This window comes from Streptomyces sp. MRC013 (assembly GCF_023614235.1).
In the GTDB taxonomy this organism is placed as follows: Bacteria; Actinomycetota; Actinomycetes; order Streptomycetales; family Streptomycetaceae; genus Streptomyces.
In genome coordinates this window covers 2080291-2094423 of sequence record NZ_CP094264.1, presented here as the reverse complement: position 1 = coordinate 2094423, position 14133 = coordinate 2080291, and the positions used below count along the sequence as shown (strand labels likewise).

The following is a 14133-nucleotide window of genomic DNA, read 5'->3' as shown; positions in this document are numbered from 1 at the left end:
CACCCCCCGCAGCGTCAGCGCGGCGGAAAGCGTCCCACCGCGGCTTCACGTGCAGGATAGCCACGGGTGTTCGGGATGTCGCCGGGAGTTTCCGAACCGGTGCCCCACCGGTTCGCCCCCGTGACGTCAGTGCCGCCCGGGGTCCTCGTCGCCCCTGCCCTTGCCGCCGTCGCCCTGCTCGCGGCGCCTCAACTCCTCCTCGCGGCGGCGGAGGTCGGCCTCCCAGCCCTCGAGGAGGGACTGGTCCTCGGCGTTCCCCTCGCGGAGGGACTTCAGGAACTCGGGATTGTCGTCGGGGGCCACCCACCCGCGGCGGCCGCGCTGCCGCTCGCCGGGCGCGCGGTCGCCGGCCGGGGCGCGGCGCGTCCTGCCCGCGGCGATCCAGACGACGGGGCCGACGACCCAGAACAGCAGGATGATGAAGACCCACGCCACCTTCGGCAGGTGCTCGACCTCGTCCTCGGGGGTGTTCAGGCAGTCGATGAACGCGTAGATCGTCAGCGCGATCGGCAGGATGTACATCAGCGCCCTGAGCATGTGGGACAGCCCCCTGATTCCGCTGGCGGGCCGCACGCGGCGGATCCCGGTGACGCCTCCAGGGTATCGGGTCGCCCCGGACCCCCTGCCGTACGCGCCCCCGGCCTCCGCTTCCCCGGCCTCCCCGGCCACCGGCCCCGGCCCGGGGACGCCGGGCCGGGGCCGGGCGCGGGGCGGAGGAGGGCTCCGGGATACTGGACACCATGGCTTACGACGATCTGCGCTCGCTGCTCCGGGCACTGGAGCGAGAAGGCGACCTCAAGCGCATCAGGGCCGAAGTGGACCCGCACCTGGAGGTCGGGGAGATCGTCGACCGGGTCCAAAAGGCCGGCGGGCCGGCGCTGCTGTTCGAGAACGTCAAGGGCTCCTCGATGCCCCTGGCGATGAACGTCTACGGCACCGACCGCCGCCTCCTCAAGGCCCTCGGCCTCTCCTCGTACGGGGAGATCGGCGACCGGATCGGCGGTCTGCTCAGGCCCGAGGTGCCGAGCGGGTTCGTCGGCGTGCGGGAGGCGTTCGGGAAGCTCGGCGCCATGGCCCACGTGCCGCCGCGCAAGGTCAAGGACGCCCCGGTGCAGGAGGTCGTCCTGCGCGGCGACGACGTGGACCTCGACGCGCTGCCCGCGCTGTTCACCTGGCCGAAGGACGGCGGCTCGTTCTTCAACCTGGGCCTGACCCACACCAAGCACCCCGAGACCGGCGTCCGCAACCTCGGCCTCTACCGCCTCCAGCGCCACGACCGCCGCACCATCGGCATGCACTGGCAGATCCACAAGGACAGCCGCAACCACTACCAGGTCGCCGCCCGCCGCGGCGAGCGCCTGCCCGTCGCCATCGCCTTCGGCACCTCGCCCGCCGTGACGTACGCGTCGACCGCGCCGCTGCCCGAGGACATCGACGAGTACCTGTTCGCCGGCTTCCTCCAGGGCAAGCGCGTGGAGATGGTCGACTGCAGGACCGTCCCGCTCCAGGTCCCGGCCAACGCCGAGGTGGTCCTGGAGGGCTGGCTGGAGCCGGGCAGGACGCTGCCGGAGGGCCCGTTCGGCGACCACACGGGCTTCTACACGCCGCAGGAGGAGTTCCCGGCGCTCACCGTCGACTGCGTCACGATGCGCCGCCGCCCCCTGCTCCAGTCGATCGTCGTCGGCCGCCCGCCGACCGAGGACGGGCCGCTGGGCCGGGCGACGGAGCGCTTCTTCCTGCCCCTCCTCAAGATCATCGTCCCGGACATCGTCGACTACCACCTGCCGGAGTCGGGCGGCTTCCACAACTGCGCGATCGTCTCGATCGACAAGAAGTACCCGAAGCACGCCCAGAAGGTCATGCACGCCGTGTGGGGCGCGCACATGATGTCGCTGACCAAGCTCATCGTGGTCGTCGACTCCGACTGCGACGTGCACGACCTGCACGAGGTCTCCTGGCGCGCGCTGGGGAACGTCGACTACTCCCGCGACCTCACCGTCGTCGAGGGCCCCGTGGACCACCTCGACCACTCCTCGTACCAGAAGTTCTGGGGCGGCAAGGCAGGCGTCGACGCCACCCGCAAGTGGCCCGAGGAGGGCTACGTGCGGGACGGCGGCTGGCCCGAGATGATCCGGTCCGACCCGGCGGTCGCCGCGAAGGTGACGCGGCGCTGGAAGGAGTACGGCCTGTGAGCCCCGTACCCGTGGGCGGCCCGGCCCTCTTCATCGGGACGGGCACCTCCTACGTGGCGCTGGTGCGCCCGGAGCTCGACCCGGCCGACCCGGGCGTCCGGCTGGCCGCCGAGCGGGCGGGCGTGGACCCCGGGGAGTTCGCGGGCCCCGGCGACGTCTGGGCGGTCATGGTCGAGGACGGCGGCGAGGGCGACGGGTTCGAGCTGCCCGGCGTGCGGGACGCCGAACCGGCCGGCTTCGCCGAGCGGTTGCGCGCCGAACTCGCCGCCGCGTCGGCGCCCGGCGGCACGCCCGGGCCGTTCACGGTCGACGGCGGGGCCGTGCTGCGGCTGGACGCCCGCCCGGCCGGTGGCGCCGCGTACGCCTTCACCGCCCGGGTAACCCCGCCCGACGACGGCGTCTCGCTCCCGCGCACCGTGGAGACGGGGCCGGTGCCCACCGCCGAACTGCTGGCCGACCTCGACGCGTTCCTCGGGAGCCTCGCCTCATGACGACCACCGACGGCGTCGCGGGCCCGGTCCCCGCCCGGGGGCCGCTCGGCGGGGTGAAGGCCTTCCTGCGCCTGGTGATGATCGAGCACTCGGTCTTCGCGCTGCCCTTCGCCTACATCGCCTCCCTGACGGCGATGTCCCTGCACGGCGGGAGGGTCGCGTGGGGGACGCTGCTCCTGGTCACCGCCGCCATGGTCGGGCTCCGCACCTTCGCCATGGCGTGCAACCGGATCATCGACCGGGGGATCGACGCCCGGAACCCGCGCACGGCCGGCCGGGAGCTGGTCACCGGCGCGATGTCCGTGCGGTCCGCGTGGACCGGGGCGCTCGTCGCCCTCGCCGTCTTCCTGGGCGCCGCGGCGCTGCTGAACCCGCTGTGCCTGGCGCTCGCCCCCGCCGCGGTCGTCCCGATGGTCGTCTACCCCTACGGCAAGCGGTTCACGAACTTCCCGCACGCGATCCTCGGCCTGGCGCAGGCCATCGGCCCGGTCGGCGCCTGGCTCGCGGTCACCGGGGCGTGGTCGTGGGACGCCGTGGTGCTGGGCCTCGCCGTCGGGGTGTGGATCGGCGGCTTCGACCTGATCTTCGCGTGCCAGGACGTGAGCGCCGACCGGGCGCACGGCGTGCTGTCGGTACCGGCCCGCTTCGGCGTCCCGGCCGCGCTGTACGGGGCGCGGGGCTGCCACGCGGTGACGATGGCGCTCCTGGCCTGGTACGCGCTGCTGACCGGCGCGGGGGCGTGGTTCTGGGCCGGGCTGGCGATCGTCGGCGGCGCGTTCCTCTACGAGCACTCGATCGTGCGGCCCGGCGACCTGTCCCGCCTGAACAGGGCGTTCTTCACGGTCAACGGCTTCATCGGCATCGCCCTGTTCGGCTGCGCCCTCGTCGACCTCGTGGTGCGCGGCCTGACCGTCTGAGGGGCGTCCGGGCCGCCGGGCGCCCCGGCGCCCGCCGGTGGACGCTCCCCGGGCCGGGCGGGCCCGCGCGCGGCGGCCCGCGGGGGCGGACGGATAGGCTCGTCGGCGTGGATCAGGCAGAGGAGCAGCGTCGTCCGTGGATCGTCGGGGTGTCCGGGGCGTCGGGGACGCCCTACGCGGCGGCCGTGCTGCGCGGCCTGCTCGCGGCGGGGGAGGCCGTCGACCTGGTGGTGTCCCGCGCGTCGCGGCTGACGCTGCTGGACGAGACCGGGATCCCCTTCCGGGACGCGCACTGGCGCGAGGACCTGGGGGAGTGGCTGTCGCGCGGCGCGGACGGCGGGCCGCGGGCGTTCGACGTGGACGTGGCCGGGGCGGACGTGCGCCACTGGGCGGCGGGCGACCTCGCCGCGGGGCCCTCGTCGGGGTCGTACCCGGCCAGGGGGATGCTGATCGTGCCCGCGTCCACGGCCTGTGTGGCCGGGGTGGCGCTGGGGCTGTCGAAGGACCTGCTGCAGAGGTCGGCGAGCGTGGTGCTGAAGGAGCGCCGCCCGCTGGTGGTGGCCGTGCGGGAGACCCCGCTGAACGGGCAGACGCTCAAGCAGCTGGTGGCGCTGGACGAGGCGGGAGCCGTGGTGCTGCCCGCCTCTCCGGCGTTCTACGCGGGGGCGACGCACATCCAGGACCTGGTGGACTTCGTCGCCGGGCGGGTGCTGGACGCGGCAGGGGTGCCGCACCGGCTGTACCGCCGCTGGAAGGGAGAGCTCGGTGGCTCCCGGAGGGACTGACGGCCCGGTGCCGCCGGGGTCAGCGCTTCTTCGTACGGAACGCGGCGACGCGCCGCTCGCTCGCAGCCTCGCGGCGGGCGGCGACGACGGCCGTGGGGACACGCGAGCCATGGGCCTGCTCCCGCAGGTAGCGCATCTGGGCGTAGGCCATCTCGATCGTGTACACGGTGAGTGTCATCTCCTGAGGGATCGTCGTTGATCGATTGACTCAATCGCAGGGAACCTCCCCTGCATGCCTTAGATTCTACACCCGTACTTGCTGTATTGCTGATTAATGGAAGGCTTCAGGTATATGGACGCCGTGGATAGGCAGCTCATCCAGGCTCTGCGGGAGAACGGCAGGGCCTCGTACGCCGAGCTGGGCCGCCTCGTGGGGCTCTCCGGGCCCTCCGTCACCGACCGCATCAACCGCCTGGAGGCGGCCGGGGTCATCACCGGCTACCGCGCGACCGTCGACTCCGCCTCCCTGGGCCTCGGGGTGACGGCGCTGATCGGCATCTCCCTCTCCGACGCCGCCGACCACGAGGACGTGGCGCGCCGGCTGAGGGACCTGCCGGAGATCGAGGACTGCTGGTTCATCGCCGGCGACGACTCGTACATGCTCAAGATCCGCGCCGGCGACGTGGACGGCCTGGAGAAGATCATCCGCCGGCTGTCCGGCACCAAGGGGGTGTCCCGCACCCGCACCACGATCGTGCTCTCCACCAAGTGGGAGAACCGCGTCGGGGACCTCCCCGGGGAGGTGTGAGCCCCGGGGTGGCGGCGGGTGGCCCCGCCTCCGGGGCGGGGGAGTACGGTGGGTGGGCCCGTCGGGCGCAGGTGACATCGGGTCGACGTAGTGGGAGGCGGAGCGTTATGGACGCGGGGCTCAAGCGCGAACTGGAGGGGAAGGTCCGGTCCGGGGAACGGCTGACCCGCGAGGACGGCATCGCCCTGTACGAGTCGGACGACCTCGCCTGGCTCGGCGGCCTGGCCCACGAGGTGCGCACCCGCAAGAACGGCGACGTGGTCCACTTCAACGTCAACCGGCACCTCAACATGACCAACGTGTGCACGGCGTCGTGCGCGTACTGCTCGTTCCAGCGCAAGCCCGGCGAGAAGGACGCGTACACCATGCGCATCGAGGAGGCCGTCCGCCTCGCCAGGACGATGGAGTCGGAGAACCTCACCGAACTCCACATCGTCAACGGGCTCCACCCCAACCTGCCGTGGCGCTACTACCCCCGGTCGCTGAGCGAGCTGAAGAAGGCCCTGCCGAACGTCTCCCTCAAGGCGTTCACCGCGACCGAGATCCACCACTTCGAGAAGATCTCCGGCCTGTCCGCCTCGGAGATCCTCGACGAGCTGATCGACGCCGGGCTGGAGTCGCTGACCGGCGGCGGCGCGGAGATCTTCGACTGGGAGGTCCGGCAGCACATCGTCGACCACGACACCCACTGGGAGGACTGGTCGCGCATCCACCGCCTCGCGCACTCCAAGGGCCTGAAGACCCCCTGCACCATGCTGTACGGGCACGTCGAGGAACCCCGCCACCGCGTCGACCACGTGCTGCGCCTGCGCGAGCTGCAGGACGAGACCGGCGGCTTCCAGGTCTTCATCCCGCTGCGGTACCAGCACGACTTCGTGGACATGAAGGACGGCAAGATCCGCAACCGCCTCCAGGCCCGCACGACGATGGCCACCGGGGCGGAGGCGCTGAAGACCTTCGCGGTCTCGCGGCTGCTGTTCGACAACGTGCCGCACGTGAAGGTCTTCTGGGTCATGCACGGCCTCCAGACCGCCCAGCTCGCCCTCCAGCACGGCGCGGACGACATGGACGGCTCGGTCGTCGAGTACAAGATCACCCACGACGCGGACAACTACGGCACGCCGAACAAGCTCACGCGGGACGACCTGCTGGAGCTGATCCGCGACGCCGGCTTCCGCCCGGTGGAGCGCAACACGCGCTACGAGGTCATCCGCGAGTACCCGGGTCCGGACGCCTCCCGCCGCGAGTCGCCCCAGCCCATGCGCCTGTGACCTCCCGGCGGCGGTCCGCGGGGAGGCGCCCCGGCGCCCGGCCGCCGCTCCCGGCACCCGGGGCACCCGGTGGCACGGCCCCGGCCGCGTGCCCGTCCTGCCCGTGACCCGCCGGCGCTCCCCTCCGCCCGGGGCGCCCGGCCGGTCGGCGCGTCCTCCCGCCGCCCGGAGGCGCCCGGCCGGCGTCCGGGCACCCGCGCGGCCGGCGCGGACGGGGCGCCGTACCCCGCCGCCCCGGGCGCCCCTCGCCCTCGCCGCGCCCGGAGCGGACGCCGGCGGGGCGCCGCCCGGCTCACGCCTTCGGGTGACGGAGCGCCGCGCCGCCCTCCCGCCGCCCGGGGCCGCGTCGCACGCCCCGCCGCGCCGGTCCGCCCCTCGGCGGTGCCGCGCGCGGCGGGCGCGTGCCGGACCGGCCGCCCCCGGGGCGCCGTCCGCGCCCGCGGCCGGGCCGCCTATCGTCGGGGCATGGCGATCGACTTCGTACTGGACCCGCCCGTCGACCGGAACCTCGGCGACGGCGTCCTCGCCCTGTGGGCGGACGTCACCAACGCCGGCGGTGCCGTCGGCTTCGTCCCGCCGGTGACGCCCGAGGACATCCGTCCGCAGTGGCTCCAGCACCTGACCGCGATGGGCGCGGGCCGCATGCGGCTGCTCACCGGGTACGACGGGGACGGCTCCGTCGCCGCCACCGCGTTCATCGCCCTCAACGACCACTCCCTCATGTCCCACTGGGTGTGGCTGTACACCGTCATGGTGCACCCCCGCCACCAGGGCAGGGGGTACGGCCGCGCCCTCCTCGCCGCCTGCGAGGACGCCGCGCGCGGCATGGACGGCGTCGAGGCGGTGCGGCTCACCTGCCGCGGCGGCCTGGGCCTGGAGCGGTTCTACGCGTCGTGCGGCTACAAGGAGGTCGGCCGCGTCCCGGACGCCATCCGGGTCGGCGAGGGCGAGTACCGGGACGACATCATCATGCTGCTCCCCCTGAAATGATCCGTTCCGCCCGTGTTTCACTGGTCGGAGAGAACCTCGGTACGGAGCACGGAGAAGGAAGAAGGCCCCACGTGACCGCCACCACCAGGTCGAGCGCCGCCCTGAAGTACACGCTCATGCGCCTCGGCGTCTTCGCCGCCTGCTTCGTCGTCCTCTACGCGCTGGTCCACTTCGGGCTCCTCCCGCGCGGACTCGGGAGGGCCAACGTGCCGTGGGTGCTGCTGCTCTCCGTCGTCGTGTCGGCGCCGCTCAGCTTCGTCCTGCTGCGCAGGCAGCGCGAGGCGATGTCCGCGCAGATCGCGGAGAAGGTCGGCAGCGCCAAGGCGCGGCTGGAGGCCAACCGCACGCGGGAGGACGGCGCATAACGTCCGTCACACGGAGCGGCCTCCCGCCACCACCCCGGACCGGAACGACCTCTTCCGTCCGGGGTGTCGTCATTCCCAGGTTGTGACCTTGGCCTCCCTGTAAAAGAATGGCTTTGGGGTCCTCAAAGTTCAGGTGTTAACGTCTTCGTATGGAGACCGCAGTGCGCCCCCGCCACACGACCGCGAGCGTCCCGCTCGTGGCGCGCCCTCCACGTCGACCTGTGCCTCTGCGCGTCCGCGGCCTGTCGCGGCGGGGTCTGAGCCCCGCCCGCTCCACCCGCCGGCCCCGCGGCCGCTCCACCCGCCGGCCCCGCGGCCGCGCCGCCCGTGCGCGGCCACCGCGCCCGCCGCACCACCGAACCCGCCGTACCTCCTCACGCCCTCCCGGAGTGTGTCCGTGTCCGCGCCCTCAACCGCGCCCGCGCCCTCGCGCCGCCTGCCCAAGGTGCCCTTCTGGGCCCAGATCGTCGCCGGCCTCGTCCTCGGCGTGGTCCTCGGCTGGATCGCCCGCAGCCACGACGTCCAGTGGCTCTACACCACCCTCGACAAGGTGGGCCACATCTTCGTCCAGCTGCTGAAGCTGGCCGTCGCCCCCCTGGTCTTCTTCGCGATCCTGGTGTCCGTCACCAACCTGCGGAAGGTCAACAACGCCGCCCGGCTGGCCTCCCGCACCCTCCTCTGGTTCATGATCACGTCGCTGATCGCGGTCGTCATCGGCCTCGTCCTCGGCCTGCTCACCGACCCCGGCGCGGGTACCGGCCTGACCCCGAAGGACGGCCAGAAGCCGGAGAACTCCGGGTCCTGGCTGGACTTCCTCACCGGCATCGTCCCGACCGACGTGATCACGCCCTTCACCGAGCTGAACGTCCTGCAGATCGTCTTCATGGCCGCCGTCGCCGGCGTCGCCGCCCTCAAGCTCGGCGAGCGGGCCCAGCCGATCCTCACGTTCGCCGAGTCGGTCCTGGAGCTGCTCCAGAAGGCCCTGTGGTGGGTCATCCGCCTCGCCCCGATCGGCACCGTCGGCCTCATCGGCTACGCCATCGCCGAGTACGGCTGGCACCTGATCGGCAAGTACGCCACCTTCACCGCCGACGTCTACATCGGCTGCGCGCTCGTGATGTTCGGCGTGTACCCGCTGCTGCTGGCGACGGTCGCCAAGGTCAGCCCGCTGCAGTTCTTCAAGGGCGCCTGGCCCGCGATCCAGCTGGCCTTCGTCTCCCGCTCCTCCGTCGGCACCATGCCCGTCACGGTCAAGGTCACCGAGCGCCTCGGCGTGCCCAAGGAGTACACCTCCTTCGCCGTCCCGTTCGGCGCCACCACGAAGATGGACGGCTGCGCCGCCATCTACCCGGCCCTCGCCGCGATCTTCATCGCGCAGATCTTCGACGTGCAGCTGGGCGTCAAGGAGTACCTGCTCATCGCGCTCGTCTCGGTGATCGGTTCGGCCGCCACGGCCGGCCTGACCGGTGCCACGGTCATGCTGACGCTGACCCTGTCCACGCTGGGCCTGCCCCTGGAGGGCGTCGGCCTGCTCATGGCGATCGACCCGGTCCTCGACATGATGCGCACCGCCACGAACGTCGCCGGGCAGGCGCTCGTCCCGGTGGTCGTCGCCGCGCGCGAGAAGATCCTCGACCTCGACGCGTACAACGCGGCCTCGGCCTCCCCGGTCGACGGGTACGGGACGCGGGAGGCGTCGCCGGTCGCGGCCTGACGCCCCTCCCCGCACGCACCCCGGTCCCCCGCCGAACTCCGGCGGGGGACCGGGGCGTTCGGGGGCGGTGCGCCGGCCCGTAGTCTTACGGGCTGCCGGGTACGAGGAGGGCGGGGCGCGCGTGAACGACACGGGTGACGGCACGGAGGCGCACGCGGCACGCGGGGGCGCCGGGAGCGGCCCGGACACGGCCGACGGCCCCCGCGGCGCGGGGGAGGCGGCTCCCGAGGGCGACGCGGGAGCGGCAGATGCTCGACGCCGCCGTGCGGGTCTTCGGACGCCGGGGGTACCGGGAGGCGTCCATGGAGGAGATCGCCGGACTCGCGGGCGCGTCCAAGCCGCTGGTGTACCTCTACCTGAACTCCAAGAAGGACCTCTTCACCGCCTGCGTCCGCCGTGAGGCCGCCGCCCTGATGGCCGCCGTCCGGGCGGGGGCGGAGGAGCCGGGGCCGGACGCCCCCGCCGACCGCAGGCTGCGGTCGGGCCTCACCGCCTTCTTCACCCACACCGTCGGCAATCCGGACGGCTGGACGGTGCTGCGCCGCCAGACCCGTACCCACAGCGAGCCGTTCGCGGCGGAGGCGGTGGCGCTGCGGGAGGAGATCGCCGACTTCGTCGCCTCCCTGATCGCCGCCGCGGTCCACGAGACATGCCGGGACCCGGCGCTCACGGACCGCGACGCGGCGGGCCTCGCCCGCGCCCTCGTCGGCGCCGCGGAGTCGCTCGCCGACTGGGCGAACACCGTGCCGGGCATGACCGCCCGCGAGGCGACGGAGACGCTGATGCGCCTGGCCTGGACGGGGCTGGACGCCCTCGTGCGCGGTGGGTGCCCGCAGGCGCCGGGACCGGCCGGCGCGGCGGGGGACCCCGACGGGTCCGCACCGCCGGGGACGAGCCGCCGCTGAGGCCGCGACCCGCGCGGGTGGCGCGGGCCGGCGGGGGTGGGGTACGGGTCGTGCGGGGCCGGCGGGGGTGCGGCTCGGGTGGCGGCGGGCCGGACGGCGCGCGGCCCCCGGGAGGCCTCGCCTCCGCGCCCGGCGCTCCGCCCCGGCACTGCCCGGCCGCCCGGTGCGCCGCTGCCCGGCGAGGTGCTCGCCCGGTCCGGCGCCGCGCCCCCGCGCCGTACCGCTCCTCCGCCCGTCCGCCCCCGCGCACTCCCTCCCGGGCCGGAGGGCCGCTCAGCGTGCGGCGTCGTCGGCGACGATCGACCGGAGCCGTGCCCTGCACTCGGCGACGAAGGCGGGGAAGGTGTGCCGGTAGTAGGAGATCCCGCCGACGCCCACCGCGATCGCCCAGGCGCGGGCGCGCGTCCAGGTCGCCTCGTCGAGGTCCAGGGCGTCCCGGTAGGCCCGCCGCGCCTGGGGCGGCAGGTCCCAGACGGCGGCGTGCTCGGCGTCGGGAAGACCCACCGAGAGCCCTCCGAAGTCGATGACCGCGTGAAGCCGCCCCTCCCGGACCAGGAGGTTGGCCGGCCTGAGGTCGCCGTGGAGCCACACGTGGGGGCCGGAGGGCCCGGGCAGGGCGAGCGCGGCCCGCCACGACCGTTCCAGGGCGTCGACGTCGATCTCGGAGCCCACGAGGGCGCGGCAGTCGTCGAGGCACCCGCCGACCCACCGGTCGCACGGTTCCAGGCCGCCTCCGCGGTACCAGCTGAGGCCGTCCGCCCGGGTCGCCCCCATGAGGTCGGTGCCGTGGAGTTCCGCCACGACCGCCGCCAGGTCGGAGCCGAAGGCGGCCCAGTCCCGGACGGTGTCCGGACCGGCCTCGTCGCCGTCGATCCAGCGGTGGACCGACCAGGCCGCGGGGAAGGCCCCGGTGGGAGTCCCGGCGTGCACGGGCTCGGGGACCGGGAACGAGAGGAGGGGCGCCAGGCGGGGGAGCCATTCCTGCTCCTTCAGCAGGGACCGGCCGCTGCCGGGGGTGCGGGGGAGGCGTACGAGCAGGTCGTCGCCCAGCCGGTACATGGTGTTGTCGGTGCCCGCGCCCGCGGGCGACAGCGGCAGACCGGCCCACTCCGGGCACTGCGCCTCCAGCAGCGACCGGACCAGCGCCTCGTCGACCGGGATCTCGTCCTCGTGAAGTGCCATGCCGGGAGTCTCGCCGCCGGACGGAGCGGCGGGCCAGCGACTTTCCACCGGGCCGGCCCCGGCCGCCCGGTCCGCCACCTCCCGGTGCCGCCGGGCCGGGGCACCTCACCGGAGGACCGGGCCGCGTCCCGGGACCGCTCGGGGCCGTCCGGGGCCGGGTCCGGGGCGAATCCGGACCCGGACCGGCCGTCGGCCCGAGCCGGCGGCGGACCCCACGGCGCGGGCGAGGCCGCGGCCGGCTCGGCGACGCGGGGCGGCGCGCGGCCGTCCCCTCGGGCGGCGGCGCGCCCGGGTCCGGCTCGCGGGCGGGAACCCGGGGCGCATTCCCGGGAACAGAGGCAGGGGCCCGCCTCCCGCACCGGAATGCGGGAGGCGGACCCCTTGGGTACTGCTAAGTCGTGCGCGATCGCCGACCCTGCCCAATCAGGCCGGGGTGACGTTCTCCGCCTGCGGACCCTTCGGGCCCTGCGTGACGTCGAAGTTCACGACCTGGTTCTCCTCGAGGGAGCGGAAGCCAGACGCGTTGATCGCGGAGTAGTGGACGAAGACATCCGGGCCGCCGCCGTCCTGGGCGATGAAGCCAAAGCCCTTTTCAGCGTTGAACCACTTGACGGTTCCGGTAGCCATAAGCCCTCCTTGGGCCAAAGGGTTGCCCTGCTCCAGAACCTGCAAACAAGTCTGAAAACTACAAAAGCCTGCGGGTCACATGCTCCGCAGGCTCTGTACTGCAAGGGAAACCAAACTGCAACTTGCGTCGAGCGTAGCACGCTGTCTCCGCGTATGGGTAGAGGCGGAGATCACCCCGGCGCAAGGCCGTCCGGACGTTCGGGCGCGCGGGTGCCGGATCGGGTCGGCGGGCGGGTCCACCCGGTGGGAAGCCGCAGACGGGACGGGGTCTAGCCTCGCGATGTGGACAAATCTCGGCGAACCCGGCCGCGCGTCGGGCACATCCAGTTCCTGAACTGCCTGCCCCTCTACTGGGGGCTCGCCCGCACCGGCGCGCTGCTCGACCTGGAGCTGACCAAAGACACCCCCGAGCGGCTCAGCGAGCGGCTCGTCGAGGGCGCCCTCGACATCGGGCCGATCACCCTCGTGGAGTACCTGCGCCACACCGACCGGCTGGTCGCCTTCCCCGACCTGGCCGTCGGCTGCGACGGGCCCGTCATGTCCTGCGTGATCGTCTCCCAGCAGCCCCTGGAACGGCTCGACGGGGCCCGGGTCGCGCTGGGCTCCACCTCCCGCACCTCGGTGCGCCTCGCGCAGCTGCTGCTCGCCGAGCGGTACGGCGTCGCCCCCGACTACTACACCTGCCCGCCTGACCTGGGCCTGATGATGCAGGAGGCGGAGGCGGCCGTCCTCATCGGCGACGCCGCGCTGCGGGCCTCCCTGCACGACGCGCCGCGCCTCGGCCTCCAGGTCCACGACCTGGGGCTGATGTGGAAGGAGTGGACGGGGCTGCCGTTCGTCTTCGCGGTGTGGGCCGTGCGGCGCGACTACCTGGAGCGGGAGCCCGCCGTCGTGCGGGGGGTGCACGAGGCGTTCCTCGCGTCGCGGGACCTCTCGCTGGAGGAGGTCGCCAAGGTCGCCGAGCAGGCCGCGCGCTGGGAGGCGTTCGACGCGGAGCTGCTGGAGCGGTACTTCACCACGCTCGACTTCCGCTTCGGCGCTGAGCAGCTCGCCGGCGTCCGGGAGTTCGCCCGCCGGACCGGTCCGACGAGCGGGTTCCCCGCCGAGGTGCGGGTCGACCTGCTCGGCGGCGGGGAGGGCTGAGTCACCGGGAGGGGACGGGGCGAGCACGTGCCCGCCGATCCACCGTACCGAGCCGTCGCCCGCGCCCCCCTGTACGTCCGCATGTACGTCCGCGCGTCGTGGCCGCCGCCCCGGACGACCTCCGGGCGGGCCCCCGCCCGCCCCCCGCCGTGGTCCCGGACGCAGGAGCGGAGCTCGCCCGGGCCGGGCTCCTCCGTGCCGATCCGGAACGCCGGATGCGCGTCCCCGTCCGGTGCGCAGGGCCGGGCGGAGGGGGACCGGGCGGGTTTCTCCGGGGCGTCGGCGGCCTTTTCCGCCCGGTGCCCCGCCCGCGGCGGCGAATCCGGCACGGTGCCCGGATCCGGGGCGATCACGGCCTTGAACGCGTCGGGGTGCTTCAGGACCGACTTCGGGCCGACGAACGCACCCGACGGCGATCCCGTGAAGGCCCGGCCGTCCCGCGAGGTGAACGTACGGAAATCCGCCCTGACGAAATCGGGAACGTCTTCCGTCATCCGGGTGCCCGTCCGGTAATTCCCCGGACAGCCGTTTCCGCCCGGCGGGGCGATCGGCACCGGGAAGCCGTTTTCCGCGTACCGGGGCCCGAAACACCGCGGGGGCGCCCGGCCCCGCACCCCGCCGGTGAAGCCCGGCTTCCGGCCCGCCGGGGTGGTGACGCCGATCCCCGTCCCGTCGCCGACGGTGTTCCCGACCGTGAACTCCGCCCCCGGCCCGGTCGGCGCGAGCGTCCCCCGCACCCGCGCCCGCGGAAGGCCGGGTGGCCGGCCCCGGCGGGGCGGGGCGCTCGCCCCGGTCGGTGCCGG

15 protein-coding genes are annotated in these 14133 nt (G+C 73.9%); 11 read left to right on the top strand and 4 right to left on the bottom strand.

From position 1 onward, the window contains the following. Nucleotides 1-126: 126 nt before the first annotated feature. A complete protein-coding gene (locus LUW75_RS09465) occupies nucleotides 127-537 on the bottom strand; it encodes a PLD nuclease N-terminal domain-containing protein (protein WP_250337609.1) in 411 nt (136 codons plus the stop codon). Between the two features lie 203 nt (nucleotides 538-740). On the opposite strand from LUW75_RS09465, the gene LUW75_RS09460 reads away from it, so the two are divergent. From LUW75_RS09460 to LUW75_RS09445, 4 genes are all read left to right on the top strand, one after another. Further along, nucleotides 741-2192, top strand: coding sequence for a menaquinone biosynthesis decarboxylase (locus LUW75_RS09460; protein ID WP_250335205.1), 1452 nt, complete (start codon nucleotides 741-743; stop codon nucleotides 2190-2192). After that, complete coding sequence (locus LUW75_RS09455; RefSeq protein WP_250335204.1) at nucleotides 2189-2683, top strand: hypothetical protein; 495 nt, start codon at nucleotides 2189-2191, stop codon at nucleotides 2681-2683. The genes LUW75_RS09460 and LUW75_RS09455 overlap by 4 nt, the downstream gene beginning before the upstream one ends. After that, the gene (gene mqnP / locus LUW75_RS09450) at nucleotides 2680-3600 is read left to right on the top strand and encodes a menaquinone biosynthesis prenyltransferase MqnP (RefSeq protein WP_250335203.1); all 921 of its coding nucleotides are present in this window, start codon (nucleotides 2680-2682) and stop codon (nucleotides 3598-3600) included. Before LUW75_RS09455 ends, mqnP begins: the two co-directional genes overlap by 4 nt. A 107-nt stretch (nucleotides 3601-3707) precedes the next feature. Then, a complete protein-coding gene (locus LUW75_RS09445; protein WP_250335202.1) occupies nucleotides 3708-4385 on the top strand; it encodes a UbiX family flavin prenyltransferase in 678 nt (225 codons plus the stop codon). Between the two features lie 19 nt (nucleotides 4386-4404). Here the strand turns inward: LUW75_RS09445 and LUW75_RS09440 are convergent, their stop codons facing one another. After that, nucleotides 4405-4563: a hypothetical protein gene (locus tag LUW75_RS09440; protein ID WP_250335201.1), complete on the bottom strand. Its 159-nt coding sequence runs from the start codon at nucleotides 4561-4563 to the stop codon at nucleotides 4405-4407. A gap of 114 nt (nucleotides 4564-4677) precedes the next feature. Here LUW75_RS09440 and LUW75_RS09435 point away from each other — a divergent pair, with 114 nt between their 5' ends. From LUW75_RS09435 to LUW75_RS09410, 6 genes are all read left to right on the top strand, one after another. Then, on the top strand, nucleotides 4678-5133 hold the full coding sequence (locus LUW75_RS09435; protein WP_250335200.1) for an Lrp/AsnC family transcriptional regulator: 456 nt from the start codon (nucleotides 4678-4680) through the stop codon (nucleotides 5131-5133). Nucleotides 5134-5240: 107 nt separating this feature from the next. After that, nucleotides 5241-6404: an aminofutalosine synthase MqnE gene (mqnE, locus tag LUW75_RS09430; RefSeq protein ID WP_250335199.1), complete on the top strand. Its 1164-nt coding sequence runs from the start codon at nucleotides 5241-5243 to the stop codon at nucleotides 6402-6404. A gap of 465 nt (nucleotides 6405-6869) precedes the next feature. Further along, nucleotides 6870-7394 (top strand): GNAT family N-acetyltransferase, encoded by a 525-nt coding sequence (locus tag LUW75_RS09425; RefSeq protein ID WP_250335198.1) that lies wholly within the window; start codon nucleotides 6870-6872, stop codon nucleotides 7392-7394. Between the two features lie 71 nt (nucleotides 7395-7465). Beyond that, complete coding sequence (locus LUW75_RS09420) at nucleotides 7466-7759, top strand: DUF4229 domain-containing protein (RefSeq protein WP_250335197.1); 294 nt, start codon at nucleotides 7466-7468, stop codon at nucleotides 7757-7759. A 397-nt stretch (nucleotides 7760-8156) separates the two neighbouring features. Further along, nucleotides 8157-9473 carry a dicarboxylate/amino acid:cation symporter gene (locus tag LUW75_RS09415; RefSeq protein ID WP_250335196.1) on the top strand — a complete coding sequence of 439 codons (1317 nt, stop codon included), beginning with the start codon at nucleotides 8157-8159 and terminating at the stop codon, nucleotides 9471-9473. Between the two features lie 248 nt (nucleotides 9474-9721). Further along, nucleotides 9722-10378, top strand: coding sequence for a TetR/AcrR family transcriptional regulator (locus tag LUW75_RS09410; protein WP_250335195.1), 657 nt, complete (start codon nucleotides 9722-9724; stop codon nucleotides 10376-10378). Between the two features lie 273 nt (nucleotides 10379-10651). On the opposite strand, the gene LUW75_RS09405 is transcribed toward LUW75_RS09410, so the two are convergent. Then, nucleotides 10652-11560 (bottom strand): aminoglycoside phosphotransferase family protein, encoded by a 909-nt coding sequence (locus LUW75_RS09405; protein WP_250335194.1) that lies wholly within the window; start codon nucleotides 11558-11560, stop codon nucleotides 10652-10654. A gap of 423 nt (nucleotides 11561-11983) precedes the next feature. Then, nucleotides 11984-12187: a cold-shock protein gene (locus LUW75_RS09400; protein WP_003967102.1), complete on the bottom strand. Its 204-nt coding sequence runs from the start codon at nucleotides 12185-12187 to the stop codon at nucleotides 11984-11986. A 282-nt stretch (nucleotides 12188-12469) separates the two neighbouring features. Between LUW75_RS09400 and LUW75_RS09395 the strand changes: the two genes are divergently transcribed. Next, nucleotides 12470-13330, top strand: coding sequence for a menaquinone biosynthetic enzyme MqnA/MqnD family protein (locus LUW75_RS09395; RefSeq protein ID WP_250335193.1), 861 nt, complete (start codon nucleotides 12470-12472; stop codon nucleotides 13328-13330). The last annotated feature ends 803 nt before the right edge of the window (nucleotides 13331-14133 follow it).